An 18790-nucleotide genomic window follows, 5' to 3' on the forward strand; every position below is an offset into this window, starting at 1 on the left:
TCGCGCCGGGCGAGGGGAGTTTCCGTCCGTGCATCACGACCACGCCGAGCCCGCGACCGCCGCCCCGCGCCGCCGCCGCCGCCGCTCGCCGCTGCGCTGGCTGGTGGTGCTGGCGGTCCTGGCGGCCTTCGCCCTCGGCCTGCACGAGATCAGCAAGCTCCGCTGCTTCGCCCTGCTGGGGCCGCTGGTCTGCAAGGTGGAGACCGTCCGCCCCGAGGTGGCGCTGACCTTCGACGACGGCCCGACGGCGCTCGGCGTCGACGCCGTCCTGCCGGTGCTGCGCGAGCACGGCGCGCGGGCCACCTTCTTCCTGGTCGGCCGCGAGCTGGAGGCGAGGCCCGAGCTCGCCCGCCGCATCGTTGCGGCCGGCCACGAGGTGGCCAACCACGCCTATTCCCACCAGCGGATGCTGCTCCGCTCGCAGGCCTTCTACGATCGCGAGCTGAAGCAGACCGAGAACCTGCTCGACCAGGTGCGCCAGGAGGACGAGCCGGGCCTGCTGTTCCGCCCGCCGTACGGCAAGAAGCTGCCCGGCGTGGCCCTCTCCATGCGGGAGCAGGGGCTGATCATGGTCACCTGGAGCGTCGAGGAGCCCAAGACCGACGACCCGGCCGCCTACGCCCGCGAGATCGTCGAGAAGGCCAAGCCCGGCGACATCATCCTCATGCATCCCATGTACGCCGCGAACGCCACCGCCCGGGCCGCCCTGCCGCAGGTGCTGGAAGGCCTGCAGGCCAAGGGCCTGCGCGTGATCACCGTCACCGAGATGATGGACGGGGCCCGCGCCGACGCCGAGGCCAAGGCCCGCGCCAAGGACAGGCGCTAGGCCGTCGCGGACCGCGCGCCGCCTCACTTGCGGCGCATTCGGCGGCACTCTCGCGCGGCGTGACACGCGTGAAGAGGAGAGACGTCATGCGCCCGATCGCCGCCGCCACCGCCGCCACCCTCGGCCTGCTGGCCGCCCTGCCGGCCGGAGCGGCCAGCATCAACCTCGCCCAGGACTTCGAGGCTCGCGGCGCCAATCCCGCGTGGACGCTGCGGGCGTCGAACAACACCTTCACCCTGAGCCGTCCCGGCCGACCGGACCTGGTCGCCCAGGCGCCGGGTGCCGCCATCGCCCCGCCCAAGGCGAGCTGGGCCGCCGCCACCGCCGACGGCCAGCCCGTGGCGGTCAGCTTCACCTTCGCGCCTTGCACGTCGGGCGAGGTGCGCGGCCCGATCATGGCCGAGGTCACGGTCGGCGGCGAGACCCTGCGCGGCTGCGCCACGCCCCGCCCCGCCAGCCCCGCCGCTGCCCGCTAGCGGGCGGGCGGCGCGGGCGGCGCGACGCTGACCAGCTCCACGTCGAAGACCAGCACGCTGTCGGGCGGGATGTCCCGCTTGAGGTTCGGCTCGGGCGGCGTGTAGCGGCGGCCGAGCCGCCCGTAGGCCAGGTAGCCGGGGATGGTGATCCGCCAGCGGTCGCCCGGCCGCATCAGTTGCAGGGCCGCGCTCATGCCCGGGATCACCGTCCGGACCTCAAACCGGCTGGGCTCGGCCCCGTTCTCCGCCGAGGTGGAGAACACGGCGCCGCCCTCCGCCAGCCGGCCGACGTAGCGCATCATCACGCCGTCGGCGCGGGTGGGCTGCGTCCCCGTGGTCGGCCCCGACGCCAGCACCTCGTAGCGGATGCCCGGCAGGGTCATCTCCGCCGCCGCCGCCGCCCCGGCCGCCAGACCCAGCGCCACCGTCGCCGCCAGCGCCCGCATCGTTCTCCGCATCCGATCCTCCGCCTTCGAGCCGACGTGGGGCTCGTCCCGCCGGTCCTGCCGCCGCCGGGCCCCGTCTGTCCCTGAAGCGCCGGGCTTACAGCCCGCGGTTCGGCGTCACCAGGTACTTCTCGCCGGTGTGCTTGGCGTTGTAGGCCGCCACATTCTGCGGCTGCAGCGCCTCGGCCAGGGTCAGCTCGCCGGTGTAGCGGCTGGCGAAGGTGGTCTTCAGCTCGGCGGCCACGCGCTCGCGCAGGGCCTGCGCGCGGGCCGGTCCGGTCTTCATCAGGAACGGCGTCAGCAGGAAGCCGCCGATCGCCCAGGCGAAGCCGAAGCCGCGGTTGAACTCGGTCGGGCCGGTGTCCAGCCCGCCGTAGATGTAGACCTGCTTGAAGGTGTCCGAGCCGTAGCGGCTGTAGACCGGCATCTTGCGCACCGCCGCGGCCTCCATGCAGCTCAGGATCTGGCCCACCAGCCGGCCGCCGCCGATGGCGTCGAAGGCGATGGTCGCCCCGGTCTCTTCCAGCGCGGCCGTCAGGTCCGCGAGGAAGCCGGGCGCGCTGGAATCCACCACGTGATTCGCGCCCTGGCTGCGCAGCAGCTCGGCCTGCTCCGGCTTGCGCACGATGTTCACCAGGTCCACGCCGTCCTGCAGGCAGATGCGGTTCAGCATCTGGCCGAGGTTCGAGGCCGCCGCGGTGTGCACGAGCGCCGTATGCCCCTCGTCGCGCATGGTCTCGACCATGGCCAGCGCGGTCAGCGGATTGACGAAGCACGATGCGCCCTCGGCGGCCGTCGCGCCCTCGGGCAGCACCAGCACGTCGGCGGCCCTGGCGGTGAAGTACTGGGCGTACATGGCTCGCCCCAGCACGGCCACCGTGCGGCCGACCAGAGCCTGGGCGTTCTCGCCCGCCGCGATCACCACGCCCGCGCCCTCGTTCCCCACTGGCAGCGACTGGTCGATCCGGCCGCGCACCGCCGGCATCAGCCGCTCCGGCACCCGCGCCGTCAGCACCGGCCGCTCCGGCGTCCCGCCGAGCTCCGCCCCCGACACGTCGGCGGGGCCGAACAGCAGGCCGAGGTCCGAGGGGTTGATGGGCGCCGCCTCGATCCGCACCAGCACCTCGTCCGGGCCCGGCGGCGTCACCGGCTGGTCGACCAGCGACAGCTCCAGCGCGCCGGCCGCGGTGATCAGGGTGCGCATGGCAAGGCCGCTCTGCGGGATCTCGGTCGTCATGTCGTTTCCTCGGTTTTCCGGCGGCCTCGGCGCCGCGCGCCTTCCTACCAAGCCACGCCGGCGCCGTGGCGGCAAAGGTCGAGTAGTCCGGCGATCGGCATGGCGCTTTGCGCCGAGAAGCCCTACATCGGGCGATGCAAACCTTCCGAGCCTACCTCCAAGACGCCGCCGGCGTGATCACCTGGGCCGCCTGGATCGAAGCGGCCAACCGCGACGACGCCCAGGGCCAGGCGCTCGCCCTCTGCCCGGGCCAGTCCCCCCACCTCGACCTCTGGTCCGCCACCGAGCGCAAGCTCGAAGCCTCCGCCCGCCTCGACCCCGTCTGACGCTACAGGACGCCCCTTGTCATGGCCGGGCCTGCCCCGGCCATCCATGACCCCGGCCGCGCGGCGGACCTCGATCCCTGCGACCAGACGTCCACGAGGCTGGCGTTCGCCGCGCCGCCGCGTTAGCGGACCGCCGCATGATCCGCCTCGACAACATCTCCAAGCAGAACGGCCACCAGATCCTGTTCATCGACGCCTCCATGGGCGTCCTGAAGGGCGAGAAGGTGGGGCTCGTCGGCCCCAATGGCGCCGGCAAGACCACCCTGTTCCGCATGATCACCGGCCAGGAGAAGCCTGACGACGGCGTGGTGGCGATCGATCCGGGCATGACCATCGGCTACTTCAGCCAGGATGTCGGCGAGATGTCGGGCCAGAGCGCGGTGGCCGCGGTGATGGACGGCGTGGGTCCCGTGAGCGCCCTGGCCGCCGAGATGGCCAGCCTCGAGGCCGCCATGGTCGACCCCGACCAGGCCGACCGGCTGGACGCCGTCATCGCGCGCTACGGCGAGGTCCAGGAGCGCTTCGAGGAGCTGGACGGCTACGCGCTGGAGGCCCGCGCGCGCGAGGTGCTGGCCGGCCTGAGCTTCAGCCAGGAGCGGATGGACGGCGACGTCGGCCTCCTCTCCGGCGGCTGGAAGATGCGCGTGGCGCTGGCCCGCATCCTGCTGATGCGCCCCGACGCCATGCTGCTGGACGAGCCCAGCAACCACCTCGACCTGGAAAGCCTCATCTGGCTGGAGGCCTTCCTCAAGAGCTACGACGGCGCGCTGCTGATGACCTCGCACGACCGCGCCTTCATGAACCGGATCATCGGCAAGGTGGTGGAGATCGACGCCGGCTCGCTGATCACCTATTCGGGCGACCTCGACTTCTACGACCAGCAGCGCGCGCTCAGCGAGCAGCAGCGCCAGGCGCAGTACGAGCGCCAGCAGGCCATGCTGGCCAAGGAGATCAAGTTCATCGAGCGGTTCAAGGCGCGGGCCAGCCACGCCGCCCAGGTGCAGAGCCGGGTGAAGAAGCTCGACAAGATCGAGCGGGTCGAGCCGCCGCGCCGCCGCCAATCGGTGCAGTTCGAGTTCAGGAGCCCGCCGCGCTCGGGGGAGGACGTGATCAGCCTGCGCGGCGTCCACAAGGGCTACGGCGCCCAGCCCATCTACGAGGGCCTCGACTTCCTGGTGCGCCGCAAGGAGCGCTGGTGCGTCCTAGGGGCCAACGGCGCCGGCAAGTCGACGCTGCTGAAGCTGGTGGCCGGCGCCACCGCGCCCGACCAGGGCGTGGTCAGCCTGGGGGCCAGTGTCCGGATGGGCTATTTCGCCCAGCATTCCATGGACCTGCTGGACGGCGAGGAGACCATCTTCGAGTCCCTGGACAGCTCCTTCCCGCAGGCCGGGCAGGGTCAGCTCCGCACGCTCGCCGGCTGCTTCGGCTTCTCCGGGGACGACGTGGAAAAGCCCTGCCGCGTCCTGTCCGGCGGCGAGAAAGCGCGCCTGGTGATGGCCAAGATGCTGTTCGACCCGCCGAACCTGCTGGTGCTGGACGAGCCGACCAACCACCTCGACATGGCGACCAAGGAGATGCTGGTCCAGGCCCTGGCGAACTTCGAGGGCACCATGCTGTTCGTCAGCCACGACCGCCACTTCCTGGCCGCCCTGTCGAACCGCGTGCTCGAGCTGACGCCCGAGGGCGTCCACCAGTACGGCGGCGGCTACTCCGAATACGTCGCCCGCACGGGCCAGGAAGCCCCGGGCCTCCACCCGGGCGGCTGACGCGCGGGCGCCTCAGCGCCGCGGCCGCCGCCGGTCCTCCCCCAGCGAGCCGACGCGATAGGTCTTCGGCGTCAGCCGGCCGATCCGCCCGTCCGGTTCGGCGAGCCGGTGGCGCACCGCGCGCACGCGGTCCAGGCTGGTCGGCCCCTGGGCGAGCTCGGACAGCGCCTCCTCCTGCAGCTCCTCCAGCCAGCTCAGCCACAGGCCGCGGGCCCGCACGAACATCTCCCGGAACACCGGCTCGCGGCGCAGCCAGCCGTACACCGCCTTGGTGGAGGGCATCTTCGGATCGGCGCAGATCGCGCTCACCGCCTCGCCCCGCTCCAGCCGCCGGCAGAACGCGCGCGCCGTCTTCAGGTCGTAGGTCGACCGGCCGCCCCGGCCGCGCACCGGCCCGCCGTCCACCTTGGCCTTCAGCAGGTGCCAGGCCCGCTTCGAGCGGTAGGTCAGGTCGATCCGGTCCACCCGCCCTTCGGCGATGTGCCGCCGCGCCGCCCGCCAGCGCCACCGGAAGTCCGCGTGCCGCCGCACCCAGACGTAGATGGTGGAGTAGGACGGCAGGTCCGGATCCTCGGCGATCTCCTTCACCGTCTTGCCCTCCAGCACCAGCCGCAGGATCTCGCGCGCGATCACCGGATCGTACCGGCTCTCCACACCGCCGCCGGCGTGGTTCATTTCCGGGAACTCCAGCGCCCCGCGCCCCCACCCGTCGACCTCCAGGTCGTCGGGCCCATAGGTGTCCGTGTGATGCTGCTCCATGCCCGCAGCCTGCCCCCCGCCTGCGTCAGCCCCGGTCGTTTCGAGGTGCGCCGTCCGCCTCCTCTCGCCGCCATGGCCTTAAGCACGAGACCGCACTCCAGCCCTCTCGACCGGATTACATGCAGCGAGACCCGTCGAATGTCTGCAAGGGGCCCATCTGCGCGCAACCGGGAAGCGGACGCTCCAAGATGCCGCTGCGGGTGGTTAGCGACAGTAGCGTTCTCGGCGAAAGGAGCCTTCGTGGCCGCGGCGATGTCGGGTGTTCGTCCACGCTCAACCACCTGAGGCGGAGCGTGGACGCAGGTCAGGATCAGACGGTTGGAACCGTTCCGCCGTCGACGACGAGCTCGGCGCCGTGGATCGAGGCGGCTCGGTCCGAGGACAGGAAGGCGATGGCTTCGGCGACTTCGGAGGGTTCGGCGCCGCGTCCGATCGCAATGCCGCCGAGCCCGTCCAGGACGAGCTTGCGGGCGTCCTCGAGCGTGCCGCCGTTGGCGTCCTGCAGACGCTTCAGAAACACGTCTGTTCCCTCGGTCATGATCCAGCCGGGCGAGACCGTGTTGACCCGCACGCCCTTGGGACCAAGCTCCTTGGAAATGGACTTGCTGTAGGTCCGGAGCGCCGCCTTGGCCGAGGCGTAGGCGGTGGTCGCGTCCGGAAGGGGCAAGACCGACTGGATAGAGGTGACGTGCACCACGGCGCCAGAGCCCCGCTCGACCATCTGTGGAATGAGCAGGCGATCCAGGCGGGCGGCCGCAAGGAGGTTGAGGTTCAGCTCGGACAGCCAGAGGTCGTCCGTCAGGGCGACGAAGCCGCCGCCCGGGGCGGTCGAACCGCCGAGGACATGGGCGAGAATGTCGATGCCGCCAAGGCGATCGAGCGCCGCTTTCGCCAGGGTGTCGCCCCCTTCGGCGGTCGTCAGATCCGCCTGGACGAACTCGACCCCGTCGATGGGCTCAAGCTGACCGCGCGCGGAGGTGATGACCCGGGCGCCGCCGGCCAGGAAGCGGTCGACGGTGGCGCGGCCCAGACCCTTGGTGCCGCCACTGATGAGCACCCGCTTTCCGGCGAACTCGGCGGGGTCGATCCTGCTGTTCATCCCGTGATCTCCACGGCTTTGATCGCGTCACGCTCGAGCGTGAAGCGGTAGGTGAAGCGGATCGGGCTGCCCGGGAAGTCGCCATGGGCGGGGCCTTCGACGACAACCTGACCGCCATCGACGCGTGAGGTGTCGGGCGTGAAGATCGCCTTGGCGGGAACGACCGCCTCTTCGAGCAGGCGGCGGATCTCAGCGTGTCCTTTGAAGACCACGCCGTTGTCACGAAGGATGGCGTCCTCCGCGAACGGCTGGAGCATGCCGTCAAGGTCAAGCTGGGCGTTGGCCGCCACATACGCGGTGATCGGGGATGGAAGTTCGAGCGACATAGGTCCTGTCCTGCTTGGGGGCGCTGCCGCGGGGGCGGGTGCGCTTCCCAGCGAAGTTAGCCATGGACAGGGTTCTCCATAATCAGGACAAAACGGAACGACTTGTCACGAAAATCAGGACAATGCCGCAGCACAGCCTCACTGAACTGGACGCCGTTCTCATGGTGGCGCGCCGTGGGAAGTTCCGCGCAGCGGCGCTTGAGCTCGGCGTCTCGACGACGGCGCTGAGCAATGCAGTCGGAAAGCTGGAGCGAGCGCTCGGCGTGCGACTCTTCAACCGCACGACGCGAAGCGTGTCCCTCACCGAAGCCGGCCAGCGGTTCGTCGACCAGGTCGCACCTGCCGTCCGCGACATTCATGAGGCGATGGAGGCGGCCCGAACTCAGCAGGCGACCCCGTCGGGTACACTGCGCATCAACGCCTTCCCGACCGCGGCGCGCGAGATCTTCTCCTCCCTCGTCCTGCCGTTCCAGCGCCTGCATCCCCTAGTCCACATCGACATCGTCACCGAGGGCCGACTGGTCGACATCGTTGCGGGCGGCTTCGACCTTGGCGTGCGCAGCGAAGACCTGGTGCCTGTCGACATGATCGCCCTGCCGCTGGGCGGCCCTCGCCGCAATGTGGTGGTCGGCGCGCCGGGCTATCTCGAGGCGCGCGGGACCCCGCGGGTTCCGCAGGACCTCGCCGCACACAGCTGTCTTCGCGTCCGGCTTCCCAACGGCGCGATCTACCGCTGGCCGTTCGAGAAGGATGGGGAGTCGATCCATATCGACGTGGACGGCGGCCTTACGCTTGACGAAGCGAGCCTCGCCCGCACCGCAGCGCTGGAGTCCGTCGGCCTTACGCTGGCGATGGAGTCCGACGTGCGCGACGACATCGATGCGGGTCGCCTTGTCACTGTGCTGGAGGACTGGACGCCCACGCTGCCGCCCTTGAGCCTCTATTATCCAAGCCGGCGCAACCCGACCGCCGCGTTCAAGGCGTTCATAGACTTCGCACGGCGGCAAGGCGCAGCCGCGCGCGGCCGTTCGCTTCGTCGCAATGGATCTACGCCTGAGTCAGAGACGACCGACGCACCGTTGTCGGCCCGGTAGACCTCCAGGAAGGCCAGAGGGATCAGCTAGCTGCCGAACGCCATGACAACGTCGGGGCCCAGACAGGGTGTAAGTCATCCCGACAGGGCCGCGGTTGATCAAGACCCCGCCCATCAGCCCGACGCGCAGGAACCAGAACCGCCGGCAATCCGGCGACGTTGTTCTGCATCGGTTCACGCGAAGGTGGCCGCGGTTCGGAACGGCCGCTGTCCAGTCAGCGAGCCGACGTCCGCACTCCACCCATAGCTGACGCCCTGCTGCCAGCTTCCGGCGCCGCCAACGAAAAAACCCCTCCGCCATCGCTGGCGGAGGGGTTCTCGCATTCCCAAGCCCCTCGGCCCGCACGCTGCCGCGCGGGCCGAAAGCCCGGTCTGGGCTCAGTAGCCCTGGATCTTGGCGTAGCGGTCCCGGTGGTAGGCCTGGTTGCCGAAGGCGGCTTCCGCGGCCCGGGCGCGCTTCAGGTAGAAGCCGGCGTCGTGCGCGTCGGTCATGCCGATGCCGCCGTGCATCTGGACCATCTCGTTCGAGACCAGGTGGAAGGTGTCGCCCATCTTGGCCTTGGCGAGGGAGACCAGCTCCGGCACGTCCGGCGTGTCGTTGTCGATGGCCGCCAGCGCCGCCTCGACGGCCGAGCGGGCCAGCTCCAGGTCGGTGAACATCTTGGCCGCGCGGTGCTGGAGGGCCTGGAAGGAGCCGATCACCTGGCCGAACTGCACGCGGGTCTTCAGGTAGTCCAGCGTGGTCTCGAACGCCTGGGTGGCGGCGCCCAGCATCTCGGCGCAGAGGCCGGCGCGGGCGCGGTCCAGCACCTTCTCCACCAGGGCGGCGCCGCCCGCGAGCTTCTCGGCCGGCGCGCCATCGAAGCTGACGTTCGCCGCGCCGCGGCTGTCGGCCAGCGCCAGGCGCTGGCGGGTGACGCCGGGGCCCTCGGCGCGGACCAGGTAGAGGCCGACCTCGCCGCCTTCCTTGGCGGAGACGACGAACAGGTTGGCCGCCATGCCTTCCAGCACGAAGGTCTTCTTGCCGGTCAGCTTGCCGCCGGAGACGGTGGCCTCGACCTTCTCGGGGTTGTGGTGCGGGCCCTCGTCGATCGCCAGGGTGCCGACCGCCTCCCCGGCGGCGATCTTCGGCAGCCACTCGCCCTTCTGCGCGTCGTCGCCGCCCAGGATCAGGGCCGAGGCCGCGGCCAGGCCGGAGGCCAGCAGCGGGGAGGCGGTGAGCGTGCGGCCCAGCTCCTCCAGGATCAGGCCCAGGCTCAGGTAGCCGAAGTTGGAGCCGCCGAACTCTTCCGGGATGATCACCCCGGCCCAGCCCATCTCGGCCATCTCGTTCCAGGCGGCGGCGTCGTAGCCCAGCTCCACGCCGCTGTCGCGCATCTTGCGGAAGGCGGTGACCGGGCTCTTCTCCTGGACCCAGCTCTTCGCCGCGTCCTTCAGCATGCTCTGTTCTTCGTTCAGAACGGCCATATCGGTGTCTTTCCTCGAATAGTCTTTGTCGGTGTGGCGCCCTTCCGCCGCGGGAGGGAAGGGCGCGTGCGGCTCACTTCGCTTGCGTCAGGTCCGGCAGGCCCAGGATGCGCTTGGAGATGATGTTGTTCTGCACCTCGTGGCTGCCGCCGTAGATCGTGGTGGCCTTGCCGGCGAGCCAGCCGCGCACGGCCTGCAGCTCCTCGGCCGTGAAGGCGTCGCCCTCCCAGCCGAGCCCTTGCGAGCCCATGATCTCCAGCGCCAGCTCGGCGCGCTCCTGCATCACCTTGGTGCCGGCGTTCTTCATGATCGACGTGGCGGCGCTCGGCCCGGCGTTGCCCTTGCTCTCCAGCATGGCGCGCACGGCGGTCTGCTGGAAGGCGCGGGCCTCCATGTCGTTCTGGATGATCCGGGCGCGCAGGTCGCGGTCGGAGATCCGGCCGGTGTCGTCGACGCCGACGTACTCCTTGGCGAGCTGGACCGGGCCGCGGCCCATGCCCATGCGGCCGCCGCCGCCGGCGCCCGACAGGCCGCTGCGCTCGTGCTGCAGCAGGCGCTTGGCGATGGTCCAGCCGCCGTTCAGCGGGCCCACGAGCTGGTCCTTCTCCACGCGCACGTCGGTGAGGAAGGTCTCGCAGAACGGGCTGTTGCCGCTGATCAGCTTGATCGGCCGCACCTCGACGCCCGGCGTCTTCATGTCGAACAGGACGAAGCTGATGCCCTCATGCTTCTTGCTGGTGTCGGTGCGCACCAGGCAGAAGCACCAGTCGGCGTATTGGGCGCCGCTCGTCCAGATTTTTTGGCCGTTCACAAGGTAATGGTCGCCCTTATCCTCGCAGCGTGTCTGCAAAGAGGCAAGGTCAGAGCCGGCGCCGGGCTCGCTGAAGCCTTGGCACCACTGGATCTCACCTTTGCAGATGGCCGGGATGTGCTGTTGCTTCTGGGCCTCGTTGCCGTATTCCAGCAGGGTCGGGCCGAACATCATCACGCCCATGCCGCCGATCGGGTTGTAGGCGCCCGCGCGGTTCAGCTCCTGCTGCAGCACCCGGGCCTCGGCCGGGGAGAGCCCGCCGCCGCCGTACTGCTTGGGCCAGGTGGGGGTGCCCCAGCCCTTCTCGCCCATGGCCTTGCGCCAGGCGTCCTGGTCGGCCGTGGGCTTGGTGCGCTCCTCGCGCATCATCGGGTTCGGCTGGCCCTTCAGGCTCGCCGGGAAATTCGCCTCGATCCAGCTCCGGGCTTCCGCCCGGAAGGCCTCGAGGTCGCTGCCTCCGAAATCCGCCATCTGAAAAAGGTCTCCTGAAAATTGTTTCCCGCCCCCGCCATCCCCGGGCTTGTCCCGGGGGGCCATGATCGCCGCCGCACCAGGTCAATTCCCGGCTCGGAGCCCATGGATGGCCGGGCAGGCCCGGCCATGACGAGTGATCCTTGATCACCCAAGCTGCACCCTACCTCGACTGTGTCGTCTCCGGCAGGCCCAGGATGCGCTTGGAGATGATGTTGTTCTGGATCTCCGTGGACCCGCCGAAGATGGTGAAGGCCTTGGTGGAGAGCATGGCGCGCATGGCGCCGAGCTCGTCCTGGGTGAAGCCCTCGCCCTCCCAGCCCAGGCCCTGCGACCCCATGATCTCCACCAGCAGCTCCTGCCGCTCCTGGCCGGCCTTCATCGAGGCGTTCTTCATGATCGAGGTGGCGGCCGACGGGCCCTGGTTGCCCTTGGCCTCCACGGCGATCCGCCGGGCGGTGAGCTGGACGAGCTTCGTCTCCATCTCGTGCTGGACGATCCGGCTGCGAAGGTCGCGGTCGGCCAGGCGCCCGCTGGCGTCGGTGGCCACATAGCGCTTGGCGATCTCGTGGACGGCGGCCGGCGCGGGGCCGTTCTGCCGGTTGCCCATGCCGTTGCGTTCGAACTGCAGCAGCCGCTTGCCGATGGTCCAGCCGCCGTTCAGCGGGCCGACGAGGTTCTCCTTGGGGACCTTCACCTCGGTGAAGAAGGTCTCGCAGAACGGGCTGTTGCCGGCGATCAGCCGGATCGGCCGGACCTCGACGCCGGGGCTCTTCATGTCGATCAGCAGGAACGAGATGCCCTCGTGCTTGCGGGTCGTGTCGGTGCGCACCAGGCAGAAGCACCAGTCGGCATATTGGGCGCCGCTCGTCCAAATCTTCTGCCCACTGACGATGTAGTGGTCGCCGGCGTCCACCGCCTTGGTTTGCAGGGAGGCCAGGTCCGAGCCCGCGCCCGGCTCGCTGAAGCCCTGGCACCAGCGGATCTCGCCCCGCACGATGGGCGGGATGTGCCGCTGCTTCTGCGCCTCGTCGCCGTACTCCAGCAGGGTCGGGCCGAACATCGAGATGCCCATCCCGGCGATGGGGTTCACCGCGCCGATCCGGTTCATCTCGTCGGCCAGCACCCGGGCCTCGGCGGCCGAGAGCCCGCCGCCGCCGTACTGGCTGGGCCAGGTGGGCGCGCCCCAGCCCTTCTCCGCCATCCGCTGCTTCCACACGGCGAAGTCGCCAGTGGGGGCCTGCGGGCTCTGGGCTGCGAGCTGCTGGCCGTCGGTGTCGGCCGCGAGGCTCTTGGGGAAATTCTCGTCCAGCCAGGCGCAGGCCTGCGCCCGGAAGGCGTCGAGATCGGCGCCGCCGAAGTCCGCCATGACCAATCCTCCCAATGAATCCAATATCTTATAATTATTTTGGATCTATCGTAGCACGCCTCCGCCGAGGCCGGGAACGGCCTCCTACTTCGGGTCCGGCAGGCCAAGCACGCGCTTGGCCACGACGTTGAGGTTCACCTCGCTGGTGCCGCCCTCGATGGAGTTGGCCTTGGTCCGCAGCCAGCCGCGAACCGCCGTCAGCTCCGGCGTCGAGAAGCCCTCGCCGCCCCAGCCGAGGCCTTGGTTCCCCATGGCCTCGATCATCAGCTCGGACCGCTCCTTGGCCAGCTCGGCCGCGGCGTACTTGATGATCGAGGTGGCGGCGCTCGGCCCGTTGCCGGCCCGGCTCTCGGCGGCCGACCGCGCGATGGTCAGCCGCAGCGCCTGGAAGTCCATCTTGTTGCGGGTGATCCGTGTGCGGAATTCCCCGCCGTCGTAGGCGAGGGCGTCATACTGCTTGGCGATCTGCGCCAGGTCCCCCGCGGCGCCGCCGGCCGAGCCGCCTTCGCCGAAGCCCGCCGAGATGTTCTGCCGCTCGTACTGCAGCAGCCGCTTGGCGATCTCCCACCCGCCGTTCAGCCGGCCGACGAGGTTGCCCTTCGGAACCTTGACCCCTGTGAAGAACGTCTCGCAGAACGGGCTCTCGCCGCTGATCAGCCGGATCGGACGCGTCTCGACGCCCTCGCTCCGCATGTCGATCAGAACGAACGAGATGCCCTCGTGCTTCTTCGACGTGTCCGTCCGAACCAGGCAGAAGCACCAGTCGGCTTTGTCAGCGTAGGACGTCCACACCTTCTGGCCGTCGATTTGCCAGTGGTCGCCCTTGTCTTCGCAGCGCGTTGCAAGACTTGCCAGATCCGAGCCGGCGCCCGGTTCGGAATAGCCCTGGCACCAGCGGATCTCGCCCCGGACGATCTTCGGCAGGTGCTCCTTCTTCTGCTCCTCGTTGGCGTACTCGAGGAGCACGGGACCGAGCATCCAGATGCCGAAGGACAGCAGCGGCGGACGATAGCGGCCCCGGGCCAGCTCCTGGTCGAGCACGCGGGCCTCGGCCGGGCTGAGCCCGCCGCCGCCGTACTCCTTGGGCCAGGTGGGGGCGGTCCAGCCCTTCTCCGCCATACGGCGCTGCCAGACGATCTGCGGATCGGTCGAGTCGCCCTCGAAGCGACGGCCGCCCCACACCGCTTCCGGGTCGGTCTTCGCGTTCGGGTCCTTCAGCTCCGCCGGATAGTTGGCCTCCAGCCAAGCCCGCGCCTCGGCGCGGAAGGTGTCCAGCTCGCCCCCGCCGAAATCGGCCATGGCGTCCTCCCAAACTCTTCGTTCGAAACCCAGGCCGCCACCTTAGCGCCCGGCGCAGGTCCGGCAAGCGGAACCGAACAGTTGTTTGAGACCAACCGTCCCACGCGCCGCGCGCGAGCGGTGGTATAAGCGCGTGATGCGCCTCCTCCGGGACCTGAAACCCGCCGCCTTCGCCGCTGCGCCATGGACGGCCGCGATCCTCACCATGGCCGCGGGCGTCATGCTCCTGGCCTCGGGCGCGATGCCCTCTGAGCCGTTCCGGTTCGTGCGGCTGATGGAGATCACCCCGGTCTACCTCATCGAGGTCAGCCACTTCATCGACAGCGTGCTGGGCCTGGCGCTGGTCCTCGTGGCCTTCGGCCTGCGGGCGCGGCTGGACGCCGCCTGGGCGGCCACCATGGTGCTGCTGCTCGCGGCGGCCTCGCTTTCGCTGCTGAAGGGGCTGAACTGGGAAGAGACAGTGGCGCTGGTGACCGTCGCCGTCCTGCTGGCGCCGTTCCGCGGCGCCTTCCCGCGGACCGCGAGGCTCACCCGGATGGAGGTCACCCCCGGCTGGCTGGTCTCGGCCTTCTGCGCAGTGGCCGGAGCCGGCCTGCTCGGACTCTGGTCCTACGAGCACGCGGACTACGGCGAGCTTCCATGGTGGCGGGTGATGGCCGACGAGGACGCGGCGCGCTCGGTCCGCGCCTGGGCCGGCGCGGCGATCGCGCTACTGGCCTTCGGGCTCTGGCGGCTGTTCGGCACGGCCGCTAAGCCGCCGGTGGTGGGCGACACGGACCCCGAGTTCCACCGCGTGCGGGAGATCCTCGCTGCGGCGGAGATCGCCGAGCCCGGCTCCAATCTGGCGCTGCTCGGGGACAAGCGCTTCCTGTTCTCGGCCAGCGGCCGCAGCTTCCTTATGTTCGGCGTCCGCGGCCGGAGCTGGATGGCGCTGGGGGCGCCCGTCGGCCGGTACGATGAGCGCCAGGAGCTGGTCTGGCGGTTCCGCGAACTCGCCGACGCCAACGCCGCCCGGCCGGGCTTCTACGGCCTCACCGCCGATGACCTCCCGGAAATCGTCGAGCTCGGGTTCTCGATCCAGAAGGTCGGGGAGGCCGCGCTGGTGCCGCTTGAGACCTTCTCGATCGAGGGGCGCAAGCGGGGCAACCTGCGCCGAGCCTGGCGTAAGGCGGCCGAGGACGGCTGCACCTTCGCCGTGCTGCGTGGGGACAATGTGCGCGCCCTGATGCCGGCGCTGAAGGCGATTTCCGACGACTGGCTCTCCCGCCACGCGGGCGGCGAGAAGGGCTTCTCCATGGGCGGCTTCACCCCGGCCTATGTGGCCGAGTTCCCAGTGGCCGTGGTGTTCTTCCACGGACAGCCGGTCGCCTTCGCGACGCTCTGGACCACCGCCCGGCGCAGCTCCTTCTCCATGGATCTCATGCGCTACGGCGAGGCCGCGCCGCGGAACGTCATGGATTACCTGTTCGTCGAGCTGATCGAGTGGGGCCGGACGGAGGGCTACGAGGCCTTCGACTTCGGGATGGCGCCGCTCGCGGGCCTCGACGACCGCCCGCTCGCGCCGATGATGTCCCGCGTGGGCCGCCTGCTCTTCGAGCGCGGCGAGGAGATCTACAACTTCCAAGGCGTGCGCCGGTACAAGGACAAGTACGACCCCCTCTGGCAGCCCCGCTACGTAGCGGCGCCACACCGCTGGGCCATCCCCCTGCTGCTCGCCGACGTCGGCCTGCTGTCCTCCGGCGGCATCGCCAACCTCGCCAAGCGGCCGAAGAAGGAAGCGCCTCGGGAGTTGCCCCAGGCCGCCTAGCGGCCGGTCTGCACGCCCAGCAGGTTCACGGCGTGCACCAGCATCAGTATCAGGCCCAGGGCCGCGCCCACCATGATCGGCCGCCACGGGATCAACCGCGGCCCCTTCATGGGATTGGGCGGCCGCGCGCCGCGCCAGCCGGCGAAAAGCGCCAGCGCCAGGAAGCCGGCGGCCAGGCCGAGAGTGAGGGGGAGCGTCATCTGCGACCGGATATCGCAGGCCCTGCGGCAGGAGCCAAGTCCGCCTCTCGGACGGCGCCGGAACATCCACAGGAGAGGCGCTCCGGACGCAATATGTAGCGTTAAGGTCGCGTTTACACCCCCAGGAATCGGTGCGTACGCTCCGCTCAGTACCTGGAGAACGATTCTATGACGGCGGGGGCGCCCTGGAGCGTTAAGGGGATCGACCCGAAGGCCCGGGAGGTCGCGAAGGACCTCGCCCGGCGTTCGGGCATGACCCTGGGGGAGTGGCTGAATCGCGTCATCCTCGAAGATGATGTACCTGAGGACGTGAGCTCCGAGGACCGCTTCTCCGAGCCGCCGCCGCGTCCGGCGCCGCCCGAGGCGCCCCGGCCGCGCCTGGTGGCCAGCACGCCGGCCGCGCCGCCGCCGGCTCCCGCGCCGCGCGCCGAGCCCGCTTCCCATGCCGACACCGCCGCCCGGATCGAGGCCGCCGCCCGCGCCGAAGACCTGGCCCGCATCGCCTACGCCCTCGACCGGCTCACCGACCGGATCGAGTCGTCCGAGACCCGCACCAGCCTCGCCATCTCGGGCGTCGAGCACTCCGTCCGCGCCGCCGTCGCCCGGATCGAGGCCGGCGAGCGCGAGCACCTCGCCGTCGCCGCCCGGCTCGAGGGGGCCGTGGAGCACGTCGGTTCCGAACAGGGCCGCGTGGCCGAGCGCCTGCGCCGGCTGGAGACCGAGGCCGCGGGCCCTCGCTCCGCCGAGGCGATCCGTCTGCTGGAGCAGTCCGTCAGCCGCGTGGCCGACCACGTCTATTCGGGCGAAGCGCGCACCCGCGAACAGCTCGCCGCCATCGAGGCCCGTGTCGCGCGGGCCGAGGCTCAGGCCGCGCCGGATCCCGCGCCGCTGATCGACGAGGTCGTGCGGCGGCTGGGCGAGCGCCTCGCCGACGCCGAGGGCCGCACGGCCGACGCCCTGGAAAGCCTGCGGCGGTCGCTGGCCACCCTCGACCGCCGCCTGGGCGTCGTCGAGGGCGCACCGACGGGGGAAGCCGAGCGTAAGCTGGAGGCGCTCGCCGCGAGCCTGAGCGCGCGCGTCGAGGCCGCCCGTGCGGAGATCGCCGAGAAGCTGAAGGACACCGCCAACGGGCGTGTGGACGAACGGTTCGCGGAGCTGTCGCGCCAGGTGCAGGCCGCAGAGCAGCGCTCGGCCCAGGCGATCGAGCGGATGGGCCGCGAGGTGATCAGCATCGCCGAGGCGTTCAACCGCCGCCTGCAGGCCTCCGAGACCCGCAGCGCCGACGCCATCGCCAAGGTGGGGGGCGAGATGGCCCGCATCGCGGGCGCGGTCGAGGAGCGGCTCGGCTCGGCCGAGCAGGCCCAGGCCGATGCGCTGGACAAGCTCTCCGCCGAGATCGGCCGGATCACCGAGCGCCTGACCGACCGCATGCTGCAGTCGGAGCGCCGCGCCGCCCAGGCCATCGACGACGTGGGCGAGCAGGTCAGCCGGGTCACCGAGCGGATCGAGCAGCGTCACGAACGCGCCGCCAGCGATATCGCCGAGCGCCTGCGCCAGAGCGAGGAGCGCACGGCCCGCCTGCTGGACGAGGCTCACGAGCGGCTGGAACAGAAGCTGACCGTCGCCCGGCCGCACGCCGCGGCGCCTGTGGCGGACGACGAGCCGCTGAAGTCGACCGCCGCCTTCGGACCGGAGCTGTTCTCCCGCGCGGAGCCGCTTGAGCCGCTGGATGAAACCGTCGCGCCCGCGGCGCCAGCCCCGCAGATGGAGGCCGCGGACTTCGCGCCCATCCCGGAGCCGGAGGAGGACCTATTCGGCCTCGACCAGCCGGAGCCGCCAGCCGCCGCCGCGGTCGAACCTTCGGCCGAGGACCCGCGTCCGCTGTCCACCCGCGAGGTGATCGAGCAGGCCCGCGCCGCCGCCCGCGCCGCCGAGGCCGGTCGCCCGCGCCTGCAGGTGAAGGCCCGCGCCAACTGGCGCGCCCAGCCCAAGCCGCCGATGCCGCCGAAGGCGGTCGCCCGGCCGCGCGCCAACTCCACGCTGCAGACGGCCTTCATGATCGCCGGCGGCGCGGCCTTCCTCAGCGTCGGCGCGGCCGGCATGGTGCTGATGAACGGCGCCGGCTCGCGCGAGGTGGTCGAGGCCTCGCCGTTCGGCGCGCCGCCCCGGGCGGCGGTGGCCATCGCCCCGCAGCCGATCGGTCCCGCCGCGCCGCAAGCCGCCGAGGCGAAGCCCGTCGAGACGGCCCCCGCGCCGGGCGCCGCCGTCCCCCTGTCCAGCCAGTACCTGGAGGCGCTGCGCGCCGTCGAACGTGGTGAGCCCGGCGGGCTGGGCAAGATGAAGGCGGTGGCGGATTCCGACTACGCACCAGCTCAGTTCTTCATGGGCAAGCTCTACGAGACCGGTCAGCGCGGCGTGGTGAAGAACCTGGTCGAAGCTCGGAAATGGACGACGCGGGCGGCCCTGAACGGCGAACCGCGCGGCATGCACAACCTCGCCCTCTACTATTTCGAGGGCACCGGCGGGCCGCAGGACCTGTCGTCAGCGGCGCGCTGGTTCCGCAAGGCGGCGGAAGCCGGGGTGGGCGACAGCCAGTACAACCTGGGTCTCCTCTACCAGGCCGGCAGCGGCGTGCCGCGCGACCTGGCCGAGGCCTACAAGTGGTTCGCCATCGCTGCGGAAGGCGGGGACGCGGCGGCCCGCGCCAGCGCCATCGATCTCGAGAAGAAGCTGTCGGCCAGCCAGCTCGCTGCGGCCGACCAGGCGGCCGCAGCGTTCCGCCCCTCCGGCGCGGCTTCCCAGGCGAGCGCCGGCCAGCCGGTGTCGCTCGCCGCCGCGCAGCGGATCCTCGGCCGCCTCGGATACTACAAGGGCCCGGCCAACGGAGCGGCGTCGCGCGACTTCTCCCTTGCGGTCTCGGCCTACCAGCGCGATCAGGGTCTGGCCGCCACCGGCCAGCTCGACCGCAGCACCGCCCAGCGGCTCTCCGTCTTCACGCGCTGACCGGCTCCG

17 protein-coding genes are annotated in these 18790 nt (G+C 70.8%); 7 read left to right on the forward strand and 10 right to left on the reverse strand.

Annotated features, from left to right (window positions below):
* The first annotated feature begins 28 nt into the window (after window positions 1–28).
* Together ACE3Q8_RS13970 and ACE3Q8_RS13975 are read left to right on the forward strand one after the other, a co-directional pair.
* Window positions 29–826 (forward strand): polysaccharide deacetylase family protein, encoded by a 798-nt coding sequence (locus tag ACE3Q8_RS13970; protein ID WP_374470892.1) that lies wholly within the window; start codon window positions 29–31, stop codon window positions 824–826.
* Between the two features lie 86 nt (window positions 827–912).
* Complete coding sequence (locus tag ACE3Q8_RS13975; protein WP_374470893.1) at window positions 913–1302, forward strand: hypothetical protein; 390 nt, start codon at window positions 913–915, stop codon at window positions 1300–1302.
* On the opposite strand, the gene ACE3Q8_RS13980 is transcribed toward ACE3Q8_RS13975, so the two are convergent.
* A complete protein-coding gene (locus ACE3Q8_RS13980) occupies window positions 1299–1760 on the reverse strand; it encodes an FKBP-type peptidyl-prolyl cis-trans isomerase (protein ID WP_374470894.1) in 462 nt (153 codons plus the stop codon). The genes ACE3Q8_RS13975 and ACE3Q8_RS13980 overlap by 4 nt on opposite strands.
* Window positions 1761–1845: 85 nt before the next feature.
* On the reverse strand, window positions 1846–2985 hold the full coding sequence (locus tag ACE3Q8_RS13985) for a zinc-binding dehydrogenase (RefSeq protein ID WP_374470895.1): 1140 nt from the start codon (window positions 2983–2985) through the stop codon (window positions 1846–1848).
* A 134-nt stretch (window positions 2986–3119) separates the two neighbouring features.
* Here ACE3Q8_RS13985 and ACE3Q8_RS13990 point away from each other — a divergent pair, with 134 nt between their 5' ends.
* The gene (locus tag ACE3Q8_RS13990) at window positions 3120–3311 is read left to right on the forward strand and encodes a hypothetical protein (protein WP_374470896.1); all 192 of its coding nucleotides are present in this window, start codon (window positions 3120–3122) and stop codon (window positions 3309–3311) included.
* Window positions 3312–3448: 137 nt separating this feature from the next.
* Window positions 3449–5077 carry an ABC-F family ATP-binding cassette domain-containing protein gene (locus ACE3Q8_RS13995; RefSeq protein WP_374470897.1) on the forward strand — a complete coding sequence of 543 codons (1629 nt, stop codon included), beginning with the start codon at window positions 3449–3451 and terminating at the stop codon, window positions 5075–5077.
* 12 nt (window positions 5078–5089) lie between these two features.
* Here the strand turns inward: ACE3Q8_RS13995 and ACE3Q8_RS14000 are convergent, their stop codons facing one another.
* The 3 genes from ACE3Q8_RS14000 to ACE3Q8_RS14010 form a co-directional block, all read right to left on the reverse strand.
* The gene (locus tag ACE3Q8_RS14000; RefSeq protein ID WP_374470898.1) at window positions 5090–5836 is read right to left on the reverse strand and encodes a hypothetical protein; all 747 of its coding nucleotides are present in this window, start codon (window positions 5834–5836) and stop codon (window positions 5090–5092) included.
* Between the two features lie 310 nt (window positions 5837–6146).
* The gene (locus tag ACE3Q8_RS14005) at window positions 6147–6935 is read right to left on the reverse strand and encodes an SDR family oxidoreductase (protein WP_374470899.1); all 789 of its coding nucleotides are present in this window, start codon (window positions 6933–6935) and stop codon (window positions 6147–6149) included.
* On the reverse strand, window positions 6932–7261 hold the full coding sequence (locus ACE3Q8_RS14010) for a nuclear transport factor 2 family protein (RefSeq protein ID WP_374470900.1): 330 nt from the start codon (window positions 7259–7261) through the stop codon (window positions 6932–6934). Before ACE3Q8_RS14010 ends, ACE3Q8_RS14005 begins: the two co-directional genes overlap by 4 nt.
* A 62-nt stretch (window positions 7262–7323) precedes the next feature.
* On the opposite strand from ACE3Q8_RS14010, the gene ACE3Q8_RS14015 reads away from it, so the two are divergent.
* Window positions 7324–8355 carry a LysR family transcriptional regulator gene (locus ACE3Q8_RS14015; RefSeq protein ID WP_374470901.1) on the forward strand — a complete coding sequence of 344 codons (1032 nt, stop codon included), beginning with the start codon at window positions 7324–7326 and terminating at the stop codon, window positions 8353–8355.
* Window positions 8356–8732: 377 nt separating this feature from the next.
* Here ACE3Q8_RS14015 and ACE3Q8_RS14020 read toward each other — a convergent pair whose 3' ends face one another.
* The 4 genes from ACE3Q8_RS14020 to ACE3Q8_RS14035 form a co-directional block, all read right to left on the reverse strand.
* On the reverse strand, window positions 8733–9821 hold the full coding sequence (locus ACE3Q8_RS14020) for an acyl-CoA dehydrogenase family protein (RefSeq protein ID WP_374470902.1): 1089 nt from the start codon (window positions 9819–9821) through the stop codon (window positions 8733–8735).
* A 73-nt stretch (window positions 9822–9894) separates the two neighbouring features.
* Window positions 9895–11103: an acyl-CoA dehydrogenase family protein gene (locus ACE3Q8_RS14025; RefSeq protein ID WP_374470903.1), complete on the reverse strand. Its 1209-nt coding sequence runs from the start codon at window positions 11101–11103 to the stop codon at window positions 9895–9897.
* Between the two features lie 163 nt (window positions 11104–11266).
* Window positions 11267–12472, reverse strand: coding sequence for an acyl-CoA dehydrogenase family protein (locus tag ACE3Q8_RS14030; protein WP_374470904.1), 1206 nt, complete (start codon window positions 12470–12472; stop codon window positions 11267–11269).
* Window positions 12473–12556: 84 nt separating this feature from the next.
* A complete protein-coding gene (locus ACE3Q8_RS14035) occupies window positions 12557–13771 on the reverse strand; it encodes an acyl-CoA dehydrogenase family protein (RefSeq protein ID WP_374470905.1) in 1215 nt (404 codons plus the stop codon).
* Between the two features lie 136 nt (window positions 13772–13907).
* Between ACE3Q8_RS14035 and ACE3Q8_RS14040 the strand changes: the two genes are divergently transcribed.
* Window positions 13908–15578, forward strand: coding sequence for a GNAT family N-acetyltransferase (locus tag ACE3Q8_RS14040; protein WP_374470906.1), 1671 nt, complete (start codon window positions 13908–13910; stop codon window positions 15576–15578).
* On the opposite strand, the gene ACE3Q8_RS14045 is transcribed toward ACE3Q8_RS14040, so the two are convergent.
* Window positions 15575–15778 (reverse strand): hypothetical protein, encoded by a 204-nt coding sequence (locus ACE3Q8_RS14045; protein ID WP_374470907.1) that lies wholly within the window; start codon window positions 15776–15778, stop codon window positions 15575–15577. The two genes, ACE3Q8_RS14040 and ACE3Q8_RS14045, sit on opposite strands and share 4 nt — an antisense overlap.
* Window positions 15779–15946: 168 nt before the next feature.
* Here ACE3Q8_RS14045 and ACE3Q8_RS14050 point away from each other — a divergent pair, with 168 nt between their 5' ends.
* The gene (locus ACE3Q8_RS14050) at window positions 15947–18781 is read left to right on the forward strand and encodes a peptidoglycan-binding protein (RefSeq protein ID WP_374470908.1); all 2835 of its coding nucleotides are present in this window, start codon (window positions 15947–15949) and stop codon (window positions 18779–18781) included.
* The last annotated feature ends 9 nt before the right edge of the window (window positions 18782–18790 follow it).

Origin of the sequence: Phenylobacterium sp., from assembly GCF_041913825.1 — a bacterium.
Taxonomy (GTDB): domain Bacteria; phylum Pseudomonadota; class Alphaproteobacteria; order Caulobacterales; family Caulobacteraceae; genus Phenylobacterium.